Raw genomic sequence first — 18,282 nt, 5'->3', positions numbered from 1 at the left:
GGAGACGGAGCGATCAAGCGAAGCAACCAGCGCGGGCGTCCACAAGACAAACGCCCACCAATGAACGAGCGTATTACCGAAGAAGAAGTACGTTTAATTGATGCCGAAGGTGAGCAGTTGGGTGTTGTACCCACCACCGAGGCGCTTGAGCGTGCGGAAGCTGCCGGTTTAGATCTCGTACAGATTTCGAATGCCGATCCAATCGTCTGTAAGATCATGGATTATGGCAAATTCGTTTTTGAGACCAAAAAGCAGAAAGCGGCTCAAAAGAAAAAGCAGAAGCAAATCCAGGTGAAGGAAGTCAAATTCCGTCCTGGCACCGACGAAGGCGATTATCAGGTAAAATTGAAAAACCTGACCCGCTTCTTGGAAGGTGGTGACAAGGGTAAGGTCACATTGCGCTTCCGTGGTCGTGAAATGGCGCACCAGGACATTGGCCGTAAGCTAATGGAACGGATCGCGGCAGACCTGGAAGAGATCGGAACGGTTGAATCCTTCCCGAAAATGGAAGGCCGCCAAATGATCATGATTCTTGCCCCGAAAAAGAAGTGATCCAACGGCGAAGTTAACGGGCCAGCGTGAAAGCGCTGGTCGGCCCTGGGTTTTCTAAAAAATATCGAGCGGAGTTCTCTCATGCCGAAAATCAAAAGCAACAGCGGCGCTGCAAAGCGCTTCAAAAAGACCGCTAACGGCTTCAAGCACAAGCAGTCTTTCCGTAGCCACATCTTGACCAAGAAGTCGACTAAGCGTAAGCGTCAGCTGCGTGGCATGAAGCAGATTCATGCTTCCGACAAAGCGCTGATCCAGCGCATGCTGCCGAACCTGTAAGGTCGAATTTTCTTATCTGAGTGCATTTAGCCTCAGTCATAAAGTCAGGAGTGTGTTATGACCCGTGTTAAGCGTGGCGTAGTTGCCCGTCGTCGCCATAAAAAAGTACTGAAGCAGGCCAAAGGTTACTACGGTGCCCGTTCGCGTGTTTTCCGCGTAGCCAAACAGGCTGTTATTAAAGCCGGTCAGTATGCTTACCGTGACCGCCGCAACCGCAAGCGTCAATTCCGCGCTCTGTGGATTCAGCGTATTAACGCTGGTGCGCGCATCAATGGCATGTCTTACAGCCGCTTTGTTGGCGGCCTGAAGAAAGCCGGTATTGAAATTGATCGTAAAGTATTGGCCGACCTGGCAGTACACGAAAAAGCCGCTTTTGCTGCTATCGTGGAAAAAGCCAAGGCTGCCCAATAAGGTACTTTGCACTGGGCTAACGCCAGTGTGAAATGCCCGAGGTCATTTCAGTGTGACCCATGCAGGGGAAGAGCAGCCGCTCTTCCCCTGTTTTTTTGTCACCTTCAACATGCCAGCCATCCTTAGAGATGGCACCGCTTAATTCGGAGTAAATCGGATGGACCACCTTCCTACTCTGGTGTCAGAGGCTCGCGATGCTATCCAGGCAGCGCAGAGTGTTTCGGCGCTAGATGAGTTGCGCGTACGCTACCTAGGTAAAAAAGGCGAAGTGACAGCCTTGCTAAAAGGCTTAGGCAAATTATCGGCAGAAGAGCGTCCTGCGGCTGGCGAGCAGATTAACCAAGCGAAGCAAACGCTTGCTGCCGAAATCGACGTCAAGCGTCAGCAGCTTGAAAGTGAAGCGCTCAACGCCCGATTAGCCGCTGAGCGAATCGACGTCACGTTGCCTGGTCGGGGGCAAGAGAGTGGTGGCCTACACCCCGTCACTCGCACGTTGGAGCGTATCGAGGGCTTGTTTACCCGTATTGGTTACGACGTGGCTGTGGGTCCAGAGATCGAAGACGACTATCACAATTTCGAAGCGCTCAATATTCCAGCCCATCACCCGGCGCGCGGGATGGCAGATACCTTTTATTTCGATGCGACTCGTTTGTTGCGTACCCATACCTCTCCCGTGCAAGTTCGCACGATGAAGAGCAGCGAGCCGCCCATTCGCATCGTTTGCCCGGGGCGCGTTTACCGTAGCGACTCGGACCTGACCCATACCCCGATGTTTCACCAAGTAGAAGGGCTATTGGTGGATGAGGGGGTGAGCTTTGCCGATCTGAAAGGCACTATTGAAGACTTCCTGCAGGCGTTTTTTGAGCGTGATGACCTGTCGGTCCGTTTCCGCCCCTCTTACTTCCCATTCACTGAGCCTTCCGCTGAGGTCGATATCCAGTGTGTGATGTGCAGTGGTAACGGATGTCGTGTCTGCTCCCATAGCGGCTGGCTGGAGGTCATGGGCTGCGGCATGGTGCACCCTGAGGTTTTCCGGCACTCCGGCATCGATACCGAGCGTTATACCGGCTTTGCCTTTGGTATGGGCGCCGAGCGCTTGGCGATGCTGCGTTATGGCGTTAATGACCTGCGCTTGTTCTTTGAGAACGACCTGCGCTTTCTTCGTCAATTCACCTAAGACCGCTGCCAGCGACGGGAATCAACATGAAATTTTCAGAACAGTGGCTGCGTGAATGGGTAGCCCCGCAGCTTGATACGCAGGCTATAGCCGATCAGATTACGATGGCGGGCCTTGAAGTGGATGCCGTTGAGGCGGTCGCTGCTGCGTTTAGTGGCGTTGTCGTGGCCGAAGTACTCACCAAAGAGAAACATCCGGATGCCGATAAGCTCAACATATGTACCGTAAATGACGGTACCGGTGAGCCGGTGCAGGTCGTATGCGGCGCACCCAATGTAGATGTAGGGCAGAAAATTCCCTTCGCCCAAGTAGGAGGCGTACTGCCGGGCGATTTTAAAATTAAAAAAGCCAAGCTGCGTGGCGTTGAATCCCGCGGCATGATTTGCTCGGCATCGGAGCTGGGGCTAGAGGAAGAAACCTCGCCTGGCATCCTGGTGCTACCGGCGTCGGCGCCCGTGGGCACGAGCTTTCGCGAGTATATGCAGCTCGACGATATGACTATTGAGGTCGATCTGACCCCAAACCGCGGTGACTGCCTGAGCATTAAAGGTCTTGCGAGAGAGGTGGGGGTGCTCAATCGCCTACCGGTGAGTGGCCCTGATATCACAGCGGTTGAAGCGCGCATCGACGATACTTTCCCCGTCACTATTGAGGCGCCTGAGCAGTGTCCGCGCTACTTAGGGCGCGTCATTAAAGGCATTAATGTGGGGGCTGAAACTCCGCTGTGGATGGTTGAGCGGTTGCGCCGTAGCGGCGTACGTTCCATCGACCCTGTGGTGGATGTGACAAACTATGTCATGTTAGAGCTTGGCCAGCCGCTACATGCCTTTGACCGCGATAATTTACAGGGCGGCATTACCGTACGTTTAGCGCGCGCGTCCGAGCGTTTGACTCTGCTTGATGGCCAGGATATCGCATTGCGTCCTGAAACTCTGGTCATTGCCGATGAGCGTGGCCCTTTGGCGATGGCCGGTATCATGGGAGGCGAAAACTCGGGCGTAAGCGAAAAAACGCAGACGATTTTCCTTGAGTCGGCGTTCTTTGCACCGCTTGCCATTGCCGGGCAAGCGCGCTCTTATGGTCTGCACACCGATGCATCACACCGTTTCGAGCGCGGCGTCGATCCTGAGCTGCCTGCTATAGCGATTGAGCGTGCGACACAGCTGTTGCTCGATATCTGTGGCGGTCAGGCAGGCCCGGTAGTGGCGTCCGTTAGCGATGAGCACCTGCCTGTGTCGCGCGCCATCATGCTGCGCGAGGCTCGCCTGGAAAGCGCACTTTCTAAGCGGCTATCGGTGGATGACGTCACCGATATTCTCCAGCGTCTGGGGCTGGAGGTGAATAAGCAGGCGGAAGGCTGGGCGGTCGTTGCACCTAGCTGGCGCTTCGATGTGGCGATTGAAGAGGACCTCATTGAGGAAGTGGCCCGTATCCACGGCTACAATAATCTGCCGGTACGTCGTCCTGCGGCGCGTTTGGCGCTGCGTCCCGCCAACGAGGCACGGCTCACCCAGGCGCAGCTACGCAACCAAATGGTAGCCCGTGGCTTCCAGGAAGCGGTGACTTACAGCTTCGTCGCGCCGGACCTACAGGCGGCGCTGCTGCCGGATGCGGTATCCCCCGTGCTGGCAAATCCGATTTCATCGGATCTTTCGGTGATGCGTGCTAGTCTGTTCCCTGGCTTGGTCCGCGCTCTAGAGCATAATCTTAACCGCCAGCAAACCCGCGTGCGCCTGTTTGAGACGGGCTTGGTGTTCAATGGCCACCTCGACAACCTGACGCAAGTGCCGATGATAGGGGCGTTAGTGTGCGGTGCTCGTGAAGCCGAAGGGTGGAGCGGAGCCAAGGCCCAAGTAGATTTTTACGACCTGAAAGGGGACTTGGAAAGCCTGCTGGCAATGGGCGGAGCGTTGGATGCATGGCGCTTTGAACCGGGCGAACACCCCTCGCTGCATCCAGGGCAAACGGCACAGCTTTTCCATCATGGCGAACCCGCAGGCTGGATTGGTACGCTGCATCCGCAAGTGCGCGCCAAGTTAGGGCTTAAAGTCGACGCAGTGCTTTTTGAAGTGCGCCTGGATGCGCTGAGCCAAGGGGCGATTCCTGCCTTTGAGCCTCTCTCCCGCTATCCAGAGGTGCGTCGTGATTTGGCGTTTATGCTCAAAGAGGCGACGCCAGTACAAGCGCTGCTTGATTGTACAAAAGCGCAGGCAGGCGATTACTTGAAAGACATTAAGCTATTTGATGTCTATGCTGGTAAAGGTGTTGCCGAAGGCTATAAGAGCATTGCATTGGGCTTGACCTGGCAACACGCTTCGCGCACGCTAAACGACGAAGAAATCAACCAGTTGGTTGATTCAATCGTCACAAAAGTGCGTGATGAACTAGGTGCCGAGCTTCGCGGCTAATTAAGCTATGCCATGACACGACGCTTACCACGTTCTTGGCAATGCATTTGCTACATCGTTCGCTACATGGAGGAGCCCTATGGGTGCGTTGACCAAAGCAGAGCTAGCAGAGCATTTACATACTGAGCTGGCGCTGTCAAAACGGGAAGCAAAAGCGATGGTAGAGGCGTTTTTTGAAGAAATTCGCGCCTGTTTGCGTGAAAACGAGCAGGTCAAACTATCAGGCTTTGGCAACTTTGACCTACGTGATAAGCGTGAACGGCCGGGGCGTAACCCCAAAACCGGCGAAGAGATTCCCATCTCGGCCCGCCGTGTGGTGACCTTCCGTCCAGGGCAGAAGCTAAAGCAGCAGGTAGAGCGCTACAGCGGCCAATAAGCGGGCGGCGAGCGCTTTGTAAGCTAACCAGCAAAAGGAGTGCCAAGCGGCACTCCTTTTTATTACTTAACAGCTGTTTGCTGGTTGAGAGCCGAATACTAACCGATTAAATGCCTCCCCCCTCGATAAGCCAAGTAATCACTACCTTGATAACATATCCCAGCATACCTGCGCCTAGCACCACAAACAGCATAACCGTGCCAAACTTGCCTGCGTTCGACTTTTTGGCCAGATCCCAAATAATAAAGCACATAAAAATGATCAGGCCGCCAATCATGATGGGCGTGATCCATGTCTCAAAGGCTTGCTGCATAAGCGCTCCTGTTGGACGATTGTCGGTAGCCTATGGTGGGGCGTGCGTCGTTTTTGCCAGTCGTGTTAATATTTGAGCAAATTCATCAGGTATTTGTCGACTGCACTTTGCGGACTTAACAAAGCGCAGTGGGCACCGTTACCGAGGAGTAGGCCAATGCCTAAGTTAACCATCCTGGTTGGCACTATGTACGGTGGTGCGTTAGACGTTGCAGAACAGGTAAAACCGCTGTTTGAGCAGGCGGGGTACACTGTTGATATTTCAGAACAGCCTACCATTGAGGATGTTACTCAAGCGGGTGACTTGGCGCTTTTCTGTGTTTCCACCACGGGTAGCGGCGATTTTCCCGGTAATTTCGTCCCCTTTGTCCGGCACCTTAAGGAACAAAGCCCTTCTCTGGCGGGATTACGCTATGGGCTGATCGCACTAGGCGATAGCTCTTATGGCGATACGTTCTGCGGCGCAGGGAGGGCGTTGGATGAGCTGTTACAGGATCACGGTGCCCAACGCTTGGGTGAGCGGCTTGAAATTGACGCCATGGAAACCTTTATGGCCGATGATGCGGCGGTGCCTTGGGTGGAAGAGTGGATTGACGCCCAGCAGCTCAAGGTTGCATAGCCATGCAGCGAACGGTCTACTCTCCCGAGCGGGTGAGCGTGGCAATTGGTTTGTGCGTCGTAATGCTTGCCGCGCTTCCGCGTTATATGGCCGGTGGGCATGAAACACGCCAAACACTTCTGTTGATGGCCTTAGCGTTGGTAGGGGGCGCTGCTGCCATTCAGTGGAAAATGCTGTCCCCTGAAGCCCGGCAGGCGCTGCCATCGTTACTAAAGCGCCTGGCTATAATGCTTGTGTTCGGAGTGCTGGTGATGGGCGCTTGGCATGGGCTATTAACAGACTGGATTAGTTGGCAGGTATTTATCTCCCATGCGGCTACCTGCGGATTACTGCTGCACGCCGTCTCGCTATGGTGGTCAACACGGGAGTGATGGTTTTTATGCCTTAAAACCCTTGTAATTAGTGCTTGCGCCCCCATCTTGCGAGCATGGCGCTTGCCACCATGCGTCAGGGTTCTTAAAATTGCCCCCTTGAACATATTTTACGCAAATCAACATAACGCCCAGCCGCTAGAGGACAATTCATGCAAGTTTCCGTCGAGACGACCTCCCAGATCGAACGCCGTATCACGATTCAAGTGCCGGCAGCTGAAATCGACGAGGCCGTCAGCGCTCGCTTGAAAGACACCGCGAAAAACGTTCGCCTGAACGGTTTCCGCCAGGGCCGGGTGCCAATGGCCGTCGTGCGTCAGCGCTATGGCGACAGCGTGCGCAATGAAGTGGTAGGCGAAGTAATGCGTGAGCGCTACGTTCGTGCCATTACCGAAGAGGGCCTCAACCCTGCGGGCTTCCCGCAAATTGAACCGAAAGTCAACCAAGCGGGCAAAGACCTCGAGTTCGTTGCGATTATGGAAGTTTATCCCCAGGTTGAGCTGGCTTCCATCGAAGGCACCGAAGTAGAGCGTCCGGTGGTTTCCGTCAGTGAAGCGGATGTCGATGAAATGATCGATACCCTACGCAAGCAAAATGCTGCTTGGGAAGAAGTCGACGCAGCTGCCGCCGACGGTGATCAGGTAACCATCGACTTTCAGGGCTTCCTGGGTGATGAGCCGTTTGAGGGCGGTAGTGCTGAAGGTCATGACTTGGTTATCGGTTCCAACAGTTTTATCCCAGGCTTTGAAGATCAGCTGATCGGAGCCAAGGCGGGCGAAGAAAAAACCATTTCGGTGACCTTCCCTGCGGACTACCAAGCCGAGCATCTGGCTGGCCAAGACGCCACCTTCAAGGTGACCGTCCACAAAGTGAAAAGCCAAAAACTGCCGGAAGTTGATGCTGCGTTCATCGAGCGTTTCGGTGTAGAAGGCGGCGATGAAGCTAAATTCCGCGCTGAAATCAAGAAGAACATGACCCGCGAAGCAGCCCAGGCGGTGGACAACCGTGTTAAGCAGCAGGTGCTGGACGCGCTGAAAAAAGCGAACGAGATTCCTGTGCCCAGCGCCCTGGTGCAGCAAGAAACAGATGGTATGAAGCGCCAAGCTGCCCAACAGTTCGGCCTGGGTGAAGACTTTGACGTGAGCCAACTGCCCAACGAGCTGTTCGAAGAGCAGGCGAAAAGCCGTGTTCAGGTTGGCCTTCTGTTAGCTGAAGTGATTAAGGCCAACGAGCTGGATGCAGACGACGCAGCTATCAAAGCCAAAGTAGAAGAGCTGGCTGAACAGTACCAGGATCCGTCCGAAGTGGTAGAGTACTACATGGGTAACGAGCAGCTGAAAACCCAGGTAAAATCTGCCATTCTCGAAGAGAAAGCGGTTGAGAAGCTGCTTGAGCAAACGAACGTTAAAGATGTGGAAATGTCTTATCAGCAAGCGTTGGCGGCTGCCCAGCAGCAAGCTGAGCAAGATGAGAGTGCCGAAGAGGGCGAACAGGCCAGCGCCTGATCTCATCGCGTGGCGCACCCTGTTGGGGTGCGCTTTTCCCTTACCGGACGCAAGGAATCACCCGAATGAGTGAGTTTGATATTCAAAACGCCGGCGGTTTAGTGCCCATGGTGGTTGAGCAGAGCGCCAAAGGGGAAAGAGCCTACGATATTTATTCGCGCCTTCTGAAAGAGCGCGTCATCTTCCTGGTGGGGCCAGTAGAAGATTACATGGCCAACCTCGTCGTGGCTCAGCTACTGTTTCTGGAGTCTGAGAACCCCGACAAGGACATCCACCTTTACATCAACTCCCCTGGTGGTTCGGTAACGGCGGGTATGTCGATTTACGACACCATGCAGTTTATCAAGCCGGATGTTTCCACTGTATGTATTGGTCAGGCTGCCAGCATGGGGGCATTGCTGCTAACGGCTGGTGCTGCGGGTAAGCGCTACTGCCTGCCTAACTCCCGTGTGATGATTCACCAGCCGCTGGGTGGTTACCAGGGTCAAGCCTCGGACATTGAGATTCATACCCGTGAGATTCTTGGTATCCGTGAAAAGCTGAATCAGATTCTGGCCCACCATACTGGCCAGGATATCGAGAAAGTGGCCCAGGATACTGACCGCGACAATTTCATGAGCGCCAATAAAGCAAAAGAGTACGGCTTGATTGACGCAGTGCTGGATAAGCGTCCTACATCCTGATAGCGTGATAGGATTCTGCTTTTCTAACGAGCTTTTCAGGCGGTGTTAAGCCGCCGCAGTGATAGAGGTACGCGAATGGCCGACGGCAAAGGCAAGGACGAAGGTGGCAAGCTGCTTTACTGCTCGTTTTGTGGTAAAAACCAGAACGAAGTACGCAAGCTAATTGCTGGTCCGTCCGTATATATCTGCGATGAGTGTGTCGACTTATGTAATGACATCATTCGCGAGGAAGTTCTCGAAGCCGATGCCGAGAGCGATGAGGAGCGTTTACCTACGCCCCGCGAAATACGTCATACATTGGACGACTACGTCATCGGACAAGACCGCGCCAAAATGGTGCTGTCCGTAGCGGTTTATAACCACTACAAGCGTCTGAAGTCAGAAGTGCGTGAAGGTGATGTGGAGCTAGGTAAATCCAATATTCTGCTCATTGGCCCGACGGGCAGCGGTAAGACGCTTCTCGCCGAGACGATGGCGCGGCTGCTGAATGTACCTTTTACCATTGCCGATGCAACCACGCTAACTGAAGCAGGCTATGTGGGTGAGGATGTCGAAAACATCATCCAGAAGCTGCTGCAGAAATGCGACTACGACGTTGAGAAAGCTGAGCGCGGGATTGTCTATATCGATGAAATCGACAAGATTTCACGCAAATCGGATAACCCGTCGATCACCCGCGATGTCTCTGGCGAAGGTGTACAGCAAGCGTTGCTGAAGTTGATCGAAGGCACGACGGCGTCTGTTCCTCCTCAGGGGGGGCGCAAGCACCCTCAGCAGGAGTTTGTCCAGGTTAATACGGCCAATATCCTGTTTATTGTGGGTGGTGCCTTTGCCGGTCTTGATAAAGTCATTCGTGACCGTGCTGAAAAGGGTGGCATTGGCTTTAATGCCAGCGTGAAAAGCAAAGAGTCTTCTCGAGGCGTTGGCGAGCTATTAGCAGATGTCGAGCCAGAGGACTTGGTCAAGTTTGGCTTGATTCCCGAGTTTGTGGGGCGTCTACCGGTTATCGCGACACTGACCGAACTAACTGAAGACGCACTGGTTCAAATTCTGACAGAGCCGAAAAACTCGCTCGTTAAGCAGTACGCTAAGCTCTTCGAGATGGAAGACGTCACGCTTGAGTTTAGAGATGACGCGTTACGGGCTGTGGCTAAAAAAGCCATGGAGCGCAAGACCGGCGCACGCGGGCTGCGCTCTATCCTAGAATCTGTACTGCTGGACACCATGTATGAGATTCCCTCCTTGGAGGGGGTCAGTAAGGTTGTCATCGATGGCTCTGTTATCGCTGGCGAAAGCGAACCACTGTTGATCTACTCGCAGCAGGAAGAGGCACGTGTCGATGGCACTGATGGTTAACCCTTCGGTAAGCGCCACGGCCTCGCTTTAACCGCTTGCGCCAAACCAAGGGGTCGCTTAGGCGGCCCCTTGTTGTTCATACGCTATTACTGAAATGGCTGGCCAACACACGGTTGGTGTGTCATGTCATGCCTTTCACACTGTGAGGTACTTGACTAAGTACCCTTCAAGTACTCATCCGAATTTGAGGAACGTCTGCGATGCAGCAGAACGCCGATCAGACACAATGTCTACCCCTGTTGCCTTTGCGAGATGTGGTTGTATATCCGCAAATGGTTATTCCGCTTTTTGTTGGTCGTGAAAAGTCCATTCAAGCGCTAGAAGCCGCGATGGAAGCCGACAAGCGTGTACTGCTGGTGGCTCAACGCGAGGCCTCACAGGATGATCCTGATAATGCAGACCTCTACGCGATGGGGACCGTCGCTGACATCATGCAGCTGCTCAAACTGCCTGATGGTACGGTGAAGGTGCTGATTGAGGGCAGCTTCCGTGCGGATGTTATCGATATTGAAGAGAATGAAGCAGGTTATACCCAGGCATATCTAACGCCCCGCGAGAGCGAGCCGCTGACCAACCGTGAGCAAGAAGCGCTGGTGCGTGTCCTGCTCAATCAGTTTGAGCAGTACGTCAAGCTATCGAAAAAAGTGCCCAACGAGGTGCTGAATTCACTCTCAGGCATCGAAGACCCTAGCCGTTTGGTCGACACCATCTGCGCCCACCTGTCGCTTAAGATTGGTGACAAGCAAGAGCTGCTCGAAATGGATCGCGTCCGCGACCGTATCGAGCACTTAATGGCGCTGATTGAGTCTGAGATTGATCTACTCCAGGTTGAGAAGCGCATCCGCTCGCGTGTCAAAGAGCAGATGGAAAAAACTCAGCGTGAGTACTATCTCAACGAGCAGATGAAAGCCATCCAGAAAGAGATGGGTGAGCTAGATAACGTGCCCAATGAGGCCGAGAAGTACGAACAGGCGATCAAAGAGTCTGGAATGCCCAAAGAGGCTTCCGAAAAAGCGACTCAAGAGCTTAACAAGCTCAAAATGATGGCTGCCAACTCTGCTGAAGCCACCGTGGTACGCTCATATTTGGATTGGCTGATTGCCGTTCCATGGAAAAAGCGTACCCGCGTCAAGCATGACCTAGTAAAGGCCCAAGAGGTGTTGGACGAAGACCACTACGGTCTAGAAGAAGTGAAGGCGCGCATTCTAGAATACCTAGCGGTGCAAAAGCGCGTACGAAAAATGAAAGGGCCGGTACTGTGTTTGGTCGGCCCGCCTGGGGTGGGTAAAACGTCCCTCGGGCAGTCTATCGCCCGTGCAACCAACCGTAAGTATGTGCGCTTAGCGCTGGGTGGCGTGCGCGACGAGTCGGAAATCCGCGGGCATCGCCGCACCTACATCGGTTCACTGCCGGGTAAGCTAATACAGCGGATGAGTCGGGCTGGGGTAAAAAACCCACTCTTTCTGCTGGATGAAGTTGATAAACTCGGCATGGACCATCGCGGTGATCCCGCATCGGCCCTTTTAGAGGTGCTCGACCCCGAGCAGAACAACAGCTTTAGCGATCACTATCTCGAGCTGGATTACGATCTCTCCGAGACGCTGTTTATCTGTACGGCGAACTCGATGAATATTCCCGGCCCGTTGCTGGACCGTATGGAGATCATCCGTCTGCCGGGCTACACCGAGGACGAGAAGCTTGCCATTGCCAAGCGCTACCTGCTGCCGAAACAGCGAGAAGCCAATGGACTCAAGGAAGAAGAGCTTGCGCTGGAGGATGATGCACTGCTTGAGCTGGTGCGTTACTACACCCGTGAAGCAGGGGTGCGTGAGCTGGAGCGTCAAATCGCGAAAGTGTGCCGTAAGGTGCTGCGTGAGCGCCTAGAGGCCGAACGCGACTCTAAGGATAAGGCAGGTAGCAAGCTGCAGGCGCAGCAGGTGTTGTCAGCCGATCAAATTGAAACCTATGCCGGTGTGCGCCGCTATAGCTACGGGCTGGCAGAGCAGGAGGACCAGGTTGGCCGTGTAACGGGGCTGGCTTGGACATCCGTAGGTGGCGAGCTGCTTAATATTGAATCGGTGGTTACCCCTGGTAAAGGGCGTATTAACAAAACCGGCTCCCTTGGCGATGTCATGAAAGAGTCGGTGAGCGCGGCACAAACCGTCGTGAAAGCGCGTGCCCATAGCTATGGTATTGATCCGCAGCGCTTCGAAAATGAAGATCTGCATATTCATGTGCCTGAAGGTGCTACGCCCAAAGACGGACCCAGTGCTGGCATTGCCATGGTAACGGCGATTGTGTCCGCCTATACTCAGCGCCCCGTTCGGTGTGATGTCGCCATGACAGGAGAAGTTAACCTGCGTGGCGAAGTACTGCCGATTGGAGGGTTAAAGGAGAAATTGCTGGCGGCCCGGCGGGGTGGTATAAAGATTGTCCTAATTCCTGAGGAAAATCGTCGAGATCTCAAGGAAGTACCGGAAAATATCAAAGGAGCGCTTGATATTCGTCCTGTACGGTGGATAGATGATGTACTGGCCGTTGCGCTCGCAGAGAGCGTTGCTGAAGGCGCTTCATTAGCAAGCGCAGAGAAGTCGTTTAATACGAATGCCGTTGCAAGCACCCATTAAGCATTAAAGCAGCTTCTGCTTTAATTTTACTTAATAAAATTGCCCAATGCCTTGAGCAGCGGGCATTTCACGGCCCGGTCGCTTGACAGGCGTTTCAAGGCATTGCTATAAAACGCAGCTATGCTTTGAGGTTAATGTACTTGGTGACCATGCCGTTCAGAGCCATTTTTGAAACAGTTAAGGGGTGAAGTGTGAATAAGTCCGAGCTGATTGAAGCTATTGCCGCGTCTGCAGATATTCCGAAAGCAGCGGCAACCCGCGCATTGGATGCCATGGTGGAGTCTGTCACCGATAGCCTCAAAAAAGGCGAGAGTGTTTCTCTGGTAGGTTTTGGTACCTTCGCTATTAAAGAGCGTGCTGCACGTACTGGTCGTAACCCTCAAACGGGTCAGCCAATTGAGATCAGCGCTGCAAAAGTGCCCAGCTTTAAAGCCGGTAAAGCGCTGAAAGACGCCGTCAACTAATTGGCTTGCGTTTGCTGTACTCTAATGGGCGCATCGCATCCGCGATGCGCCCATGTTCTTTTCTGGCCCGAAGGTTTGGGCGTTAGATGGCTTTGATGATCTGAGGCTAGCATGCTGCAAAGTATACGAGATGGTTCCAGAAGCTGGGGTGCCAAGATAATTATCGGTCTCATGGTGGCTGCCATGGCACTGTTTGGTGTGGAGTCGCTGTTTAGCGTATTTGGCAGTGATCCTAATGAGGTTGCAAGCGTTAATGGCGAACCCATTATGCGTCAACAGGTTGAGCTGGAAGTACAGCGTGCCCTGCGCTCTGGGCAAGTACCGCCCGAGCAGGAGCGTGCCCTGCGCAACGATATGCTTGACCAACTGATTACCCAATCACTGTTAACCCAGTATGCTGAAGATGGCGGCTTTTTTGTCTCTGACGCCCAGTTAGATCAAATGATCGTCAGCCTGCCTGAGTTTCATGACCAGGATGGCCGCTTCTCAGCGGAAATCTTCCGTAACCGTTTAGCCGGGGCAGGCTATACGCCGCTGTCATTCCGGGAAGAGCTGCGGGTTGATATTAAGCGTCAACACCTGCAGCAGGGCCTCGCGTTTAGCGACTTTAGCCTGCCCAGCGAAGAGGAGCGCTTGGCTAAGCTGCAGAGCCAGCAGCGTGATTTCCGCTATGTGATGTTGGATGCAGAGGATGCTGACGTCGATGTGGACGTGACAGAAGCACAAATGCAGGCATATTACGACGCTAATCAGGCTCGCTTCGAGCGCCCGGAGCAAGTGCGCATTGAATACGTCTTGATTGACCGCCAAGCCATGGCGGAAGAGGTTGAGGTGGATGAGCAGGCACTCCGTGATGCCTGGCGCGAGCAGAGCCAAAGCGCTGACCGCCGCGTGTCCCACATCATGGTGACCTTTGGCGATGAGCGTAGCCGCGACGAGGCAGAGTCAGTGGCCAGTGAAGCCCTCAACGCTCTCAACAGCGGTGAGAGCTTTGCCGATACTGCCGCGCGTTACTCCGATGATACCGCTAGTGCTGAAGATGGCGGCGACCTTGGCGTTATTAGCCGTGGTTTCTTTGGTGAAGCGTTCGATGAGGCAGCGTTTTCACTGGGGGTAGGGGAAACTTCCCAACTGGTAGAGATGGATGGTGCCTTTCATATCCTTAAAGTGACTGAGCTAGCCGGCCCCTCGTTTGAAGAGCAGCGCGATGCGCTTGCCCAAGAGGTTGCCCTTGATAGTGTCAGTGACGAGTTTAACCAGCAGGTGCAGCGCCTGATCGATGAAAGCTTCGCAGCTGATGATCTACAGAGCGTTGCCGATGACCTTGGCTTGACGCTGAACCAAACCGACTGGCTGGCCCGCGGTGAGGGAGAAGGCGTGCTTTCCGAACCAGGCGTGTTGGAAGAAGCCTTTAGCGCGGAGGTGCTGGAAGAGGGCTACAACAGTGAGGTGATCGAGCTCGACAATGATCGCCGTCTGGTATTGCGCGCCGCCGAGCATCGTGACGCCACCGTGCTGCCCCTAGAAGACGTTCGTGATGAAGTAGCGCAGGCTGTTGCTGCTCAGCAGCGCCAGGCAGCACTTCAGGATCAGGCAGCAGAATTGATTGCTTCACTGCGTGCAGGTGAAGCCGCTGAGCTGGAGTGGCTGGACGCTGGCAGCGTCACTCGTCAAGCTAACAGCACGCTTCCCCAGGCGCTGGTGCGTGAGGTATTCCGTATGCCACGCCCGGAAGAGGAAGAGAGCGTCTATCGTGCAGTGACTATGTCACAAGGGGTCGCAGTCGTTGCGCTGGATAGTGTCTCTGTTGGCGAGGTGGATGAGCAGATGACAGCGTTTATTGCCCAGATGGCCGAACAGCTACGTGCCCAGTCAATCATCCAAGGGCTGATCGACGATCTACGCAGCGACGCGGAGATCGAGCGCTAGGCACCACTTCTTCAAGCATCTATTGCCATGAATAAAGCCGATCTCTTGATCGGCTTTATTTTTAGGCTGAAGGAGGTGTTTAAGGGGCTGTTTAGGGCGGGGTATCTAGCGAAAACTGGCGCAGGACTGGCTCCGCGTGCCGCTCTTCAGAGCTTTCAATCACAATATCCCAACCATGCGTGCTGTCCCAATCGCCCAGCACGAACCGCTTGGCAGGCACATCTTCGACAGTTAAATTGTGCACCTTAGGGCGATGGGTGTGGCCATGAATCATGGTAGATACACCACAGCGCTGCATCAGTGCGACAACTTCTTCCTGGGTGACATCCATGATGTCTTCGGCCTTACCGGCATTGGCATCCCCTGATTGCATGCGCAGGCTCTTAGCAAGCTCTAGCCGCTGTTCTAAGGGCAGGGAAAGTATTTGTGATTGCCACTGTTCGCTGCGCGACTGCGCCCGAAAAGCCATGTAGGCTTCATCTTTGGTGCACAGGCTGTCGCCATGCAGGATAACGGCGGGCACCCCCTGCAGCTCTACCTCTTCGCTTTCGGGGAGTAGCGTGGCTTGGCAGGCACTAATAAAGCGCTCGCCGAGTAGAAAATCCCGGTTGCCGTGGATGAAGTAAACAGTGGTACCGGCGTCGCTTAGTGCACGCAGCCGCTTAATGACCTCGTGGGCGACGGCGCTTAACGGATGAGTGGTATCCAGCAGGTCATCGCCAATCCAAGCATCAAACAGGTCGCCAAGGATATAGAGCGCGTCGGCCCCTTGGGCAGTATGTTCCAAGTAGCGATAAAACCCCTGATTAAGCTCAGGGGTATCGCCGCTTAGATGCATATCAGCTATTAGCAGAGTACGCATAAAGCTCCCAACGGTTATTCCGCTTCCTTCACGTAAGCACGCTCGATGATGACATCTTCCGCAGGGACATCCGCATGCATACCGCGGCGAGTAGTGCTAACGCCCTTAATGGTGTTAACTACATCCATGCCATCGACCACTTCACCAAACACCGCATAGCCCCAGCCTTGCAGGCTTTTGCCGCTATGGTTAAGGAAGCTGTTGTCGCCGACGTTAATAAAAAACTGGGCAGTGGCAGAGTGGGGATCTTGGGTGCGCGCCATTGCCAGGGTGCCGACGGTGTTCTGCAAACCGTTGTCCGCTTCGTTCTCAATTGGGTCGCGGGTAGGCTTCTGGTTGAACTCCTGGTCGAAACCGCCACCTTGAATCATGAAGCCATCAATGACGCGGTGAAACAGCGTGCCGTCGTAAAAACCGTCGCGCACGTACTGTTCGAAATTCGCCGCGGTTACCGGGGCTTTTTCATGATTAAGCGCAATGGTGATGTCACCGTGGTTCGTCTGTAATACGATCATAGATAAATTCCTGTTCAATAAAGGCGTTCGCCTTGGCGCTGTGCATCGGCGTCACGTTATAATAGCGGTTTTGCTCGGCACCGCGAAGCGCAAACCCTTTTAGCGTAGGCATCGGTTGCCCAGCACGCCATCCACCATGAGGTTATCAACACCACCATGACCAACGAGACCACCCCAGCGCCGAACTTCATTCGCAACCAAGTACGCGACGAGATAGCGGGCGGCCAGGTCACCAAAATTGTGACGCGCTTTCCCCCCGAGCCCAACGGCTTTTTGCACATCGGCCACGCCAAGTCGATTTGTCTAAACTTCGGGTTGGCAGAGCAGTTGGGTGGTGAGTGTCACCTGCGCTTTGACGACACTAACCCAGCAAAGGAAGAGCAGGCATACATCGACGCCATTAAGGAAGACGTCAGCTGGCTGGGGTTCGAGTGGGCCGGCCCGGTACGTTTTGCATCTGATTACTTCGACCAGCTCTATGCTTGGGCGCAGCACTTGATCCGTGAAGGCAAAGCCTACGTAGATGACCTGTCACCGGAGGAGATCCGTGAGTACCGCGGCACGTTGACCGAGCCGGGCAAGCCGAGCCCCTACCGGGAGCGCAGCGCCGAAGAGAACCTGGACCTGCTGGAACGGATGCGTAACGGTGAGTTTGGCGAAGGTGAAAAAGTGCTGCGGGCCAAAATTGACATGGCGTCCCCTAACATCAATTTGCGCGACCCGATTCTTTACCGCATCCGCCATGCCCATCACCACCAAACGGGTGATAAGTGGAAAATCTACCCTTCTTATGATTTTACCCACGGCCAATCCGATGCGATTGAAGGCATTACTCACTCCATCTGCACGCTGGAGTTTGAAGACCACCGCCCGCTATACGAGTGGTTCCTAAACAATTTGCCGGTGCCCGCCAAACCCCGTCAAATCGAGTTTGCACGCCTCAATCTGAATTACACCTTGACCTCCAAGCGCAAGCTGAAGCTGCTGGTGGATGAGCAGATTGTTGATGGCTGGGACGACCCGCGGATGCCGACAATTTCCGGTATGCGTCGTCGCGGCTACACGCCTGCTGCTATCCGCAAATTCTGCGAGATGATTGGTGTTACCCGCTCAGATGGCGGCTTGGTAGATATCGCCATGCTTACCCACGCCATCCGCTCGGATCTGGAAGATAACGCGCCCCGCGCCATGTGCGTGCTGAAGCCGTTGAAGGTTGTGTTGACCAACGTGCCGGAAGACCATGAAGAGGTATACGAAGTACCCGGGCATCCGGCCCGTGACGATATGCCAATGCGTAAAGTGCCGTTTGGCCGTGAGCTGTACATCGACCAAGATGATTTTATGGAAGATGCACCGAAGAAGTTCTTCCGCCTGGCGCCGGGTAAAGAAGTGCGCTTGCGTAACAGCTACGTCATTCGCTGTGATGAAGTGATCAAGAACGACGCAGGCGAAGTGGTTGAGCTGCGCTGCTCGGTGGACTTCGACACCCTGGGTAAAAACCCGGAAGGCCGTAAGGTAAAAGGCGTGATCCACTGGGTCAGCGCTGCCTATGGTGTGCCGATGGAAGTTCGTTTATACGACAACCTGTTTATGGTTGAGCAGCCGGATCGCGATAAGGATGTCGACTTCCTAGAGCATTTAAATCCCGAGTCGCTGTTGGTATGCCAGGCGATTGGTGAGCCAAGCCTTGCTAACGCGGCGCCGGAAGATCGCTTCCAGTTTGAGCGGGTCGGCTACTTCTGTGCGGACCGCCATGCTTCCACCGCTGAACATCTGGTGTTCAACCGTACCGTCGGTCTGAAAGATAGCTGGGCGAAAATCAAACAGAAGGGTTAAGGA

General features: G+C 54.3%; 18 protein-coding genes. 15 read left to right on the top strand and 3 right to left on the bottom strand.

Annotation, left to right across the window (positions count from 1 at the left end):
• Positions 1-12 precede the first annotated feature (12 nt).
• The 6 genes from infC (at position 13) to LG300_RS08345 (ending at position 5,200) form a co-directional block, all read left to right on the top strand.
• The gene (gene infC / locus LG300_RS08370) at positions 13-552 is read left to right on the top strand and encodes a translation initiation factor IF-3 (protein ID WP_404378013.1); all 540 of its coding nucleotides are present in this window, start codon (positions 13-15) and stop codon (positions 550-552) included.
• Positions 553-633: 81 nt separating this feature from the next.
• Positions 634-828 carry a 50S ribosomal protein L35 gene (gene rpmI, locus LG300_RS08365; RefSeq protein WP_009724291.1) on the top strand — a complete coding sequence of 65 codons (195 nt, stop codon included), beginning with the start codon at positions 634-636 and terminating at the stop codon, positions 826-828.
• A 57-nt stretch (positions 829-885) separates the two neighbouring features.
• A complete protein-coding gene (rplT, locus tag LG300_RS08360) occupies positions 886-1,239 on the top strand; it encodes a 50S ribosomal protein L20 (RefSeq protein WP_009097607.1) in 354 nt (117 codons plus the stop codon).
• Between the two features lie 157 nt (positions 1,240-1,396).
• Positions 1,397-2,416, top strand: coding sequence for a phenylalanine--tRNA ligase subunit alpha (pheS, locus tag LG300_RS08355; protein ID WP_404377929.1), 1,020 nt, complete (start codon positions 1,397-1,399; stop codon positions 2,414-2,416).
• A 26-nt stretch (positions 2,417-2,442) separates the two neighbouring features.
• Complete coding sequence (pheT, locus tag LG300_RS08350) at positions 2,443-4,824, top strand: phenylalanine--tRNA ligase subunit beta (protein ID WP_404377928.1); 2,382 nt, start codon at positions 2,443-2,445, stop codon at positions 4,822-4,824.
• A 79-nt stretch (positions 4,825-4,903) separates the two neighbouring features.
• On the top strand, positions 4,904-5,200 hold the full coding sequence (locus tag LG300_RS08345) for an integration host factor subunit alpha (RefSeq protein ID WP_404377927.1): 297 nt from the start codon (positions 4,904-4,906) through the stop codon (positions 5,198-5,200).
• Positions 5,201-5,306: 106 nt separating this feature from the next.
• Here LG300_RS08345 and LG300_RS08340 read toward each other — a convergent pair whose 3' ends face one another.
• Complete coding sequence (locus tag LG300_RS08340; protein ID WP_404377926.1) at positions 5,307-5,513, bottom strand: DUF2788 domain-containing protein; 207 nt, start codon at positions 5,511-5,513, stop codon at positions 5,307-5,309.
• A 156-nt stretch (positions 5,514-5,669) separates the two neighbouring features.
• On the opposite strand from LG300_RS08340, the gene LG300_RS08335 reads away from it, so the two are divergent.
• The 8 genes from LG300_RS08335 (at position 5,670) to LG300_RS08300 (ending at position 15,066) form a co-directional block, all read left to right on the top strand.
• Complete coding sequence (locus LG300_RS08335) at positions 5,670-6,131, top strand: flavodoxin (RefSeq protein ID WP_404377925.1); 462 nt, start codon at positions 5,670-5,672, stop codon at positions 6,129-6,131.
• A gap of 2 nt (positions 6,132-6,133) precedes the next feature.
• Positions 6,134-6,502 (top strand): hypothetical protein, encoded by a 369-nt coding sequence (locus LG300_RS08330; RefSeq protein WP_404377924.1) that lies wholly within the window; start codon positions 6,134-6,136, stop codon positions 6,500-6,502.
• A gap of 152 nt (positions 6,503-6,654) precedes the next feature.
• Entirely contained in the window at positions 6,655-8,007 is a 1,353-nt protein-coding gene (tig, locus tag LG300_RS08325) for a trigger factor (protein ID WP_404377923.1), read from the top strand.
• Between the two features lie 65 nt (positions 8,008-8,072).
• Positions 8,073-8,690, top strand: a complete 618-nt coding sequence (gene clpP / locus LG300_RS08320; RefSeq protein WP_083023527.1) for an ATP-dependent Clp endopeptidase proteolytic subunit ClpP — start codon at positions 8,073-8,075, stop codon at positions 8,688-8,690.
• A gap of 75 nt (positions 8,691-8,765) precedes the next feature.
• Positions 8,766-10,046: an ATP-dependent Clp protease ATP-binding subunit ClpX gene (gene clpX / locus LG300_RS08315; RefSeq protein WP_404377922.1), complete on the top strand. Its 1,281-nt coding sequence runs from the start codon at positions 8,766-8,768 to the stop codon at positions 10,044-10,046.
• Between the two features lie 200 nt (positions 10,047-10,246).
• Positions 10,247-12,673, top strand: a complete 2,427-nt coding sequence (gene lon / locus LG300_RS08310) for an endopeptidase La (protein ID WP_404377921.1) — start codon at positions 10,247-10,249, stop codon at positions 12,671-12,673.
• 191 nt (positions 12,674-12,864) lie between these two features.
• A complete protein-coding gene (locus LG300_RS08305) occupies positions 12,865-13,137 on the top strand; it encodes an HU family DNA-binding protein (protein ID WP_009724302.1) in 273 nt (90 codons plus the stop codon).
• A 111-nt stretch (positions 13,138-13,248) separates the two neighbouring features.
• Entirely contained in the window at positions 13,249-15,066 is a 1,818-nt protein-coding gene (locus LG300_RS08300; protein WP_404377920.1) for a SurA N-terminal domain-containing protein, read from the top strand.
• A 91-nt stretch (positions 15,067-15,157) separates the two neighbouring features.
• Here LG300_RS08300 and LG300_RS08295 read toward each other — a convergent pair whose 3' ends face one another.
• Together LG300_RS08295 and LG300_RS08290 are read right to left on the bottom strand one after the other, a co-directional pair.
• The gene (locus LG300_RS08295; protein WP_404377919.1) at positions 15,158-15,928 is read right to left on the bottom strand and encodes a UDP-2,3-diacylglucosamine diphosphatase; all 771 of its coding nucleotides are present in this window, start codon (positions 15,926-15,928) and stop codon (positions 15,158-15,160) included.
• Positions 15,929-15,942: 14 nt separating this feature from the next.
• Positions 15,943-16,443 carry a peptidylprolyl isomerase gene (locus tag LG300_RS08290; RefSeq protein WP_404377918.1) on the bottom strand — a complete coding sequence of 167 codons (501 nt, stop codon included), beginning with the start codon at positions 16,441-16,443 and terminating at the stop codon, positions 15,943-15,945.
• A 156-nt stretch (positions 16,444-16,599) separates the two neighbouring features.
• Between LG300_RS08290 and LG300_RS08285 the strand changes: the two genes are divergently transcribed.
• The gene (locus tag LG300_RS08285) at positions 16,600-18,279 is read left to right on the top strand and encodes a glutamine--tRNA ligase/YqeY domain fusion protein (RefSeq protein ID WP_404377917.1); all 1,680 of its coding nucleotides are present in this window, start codon (positions 16,600-16,602) and stop codon (positions 18,277-18,279) included.
• Positions 18,280-18,282: the final 3 nt, after the last annotated feature.

Source organism: Vreelandella aquamarina, assembly GCF_044805175.1.
Lineage (GTDB): Bacteria > Pseudomonadota > Gammaproteobacteria > Pseudomonadales > Halomonadaceae > Vreelandella > Vreelandella aquamarina_B.
This window is presented reverse-complemented; position numbering and strand designations above follow the sequence as displayed.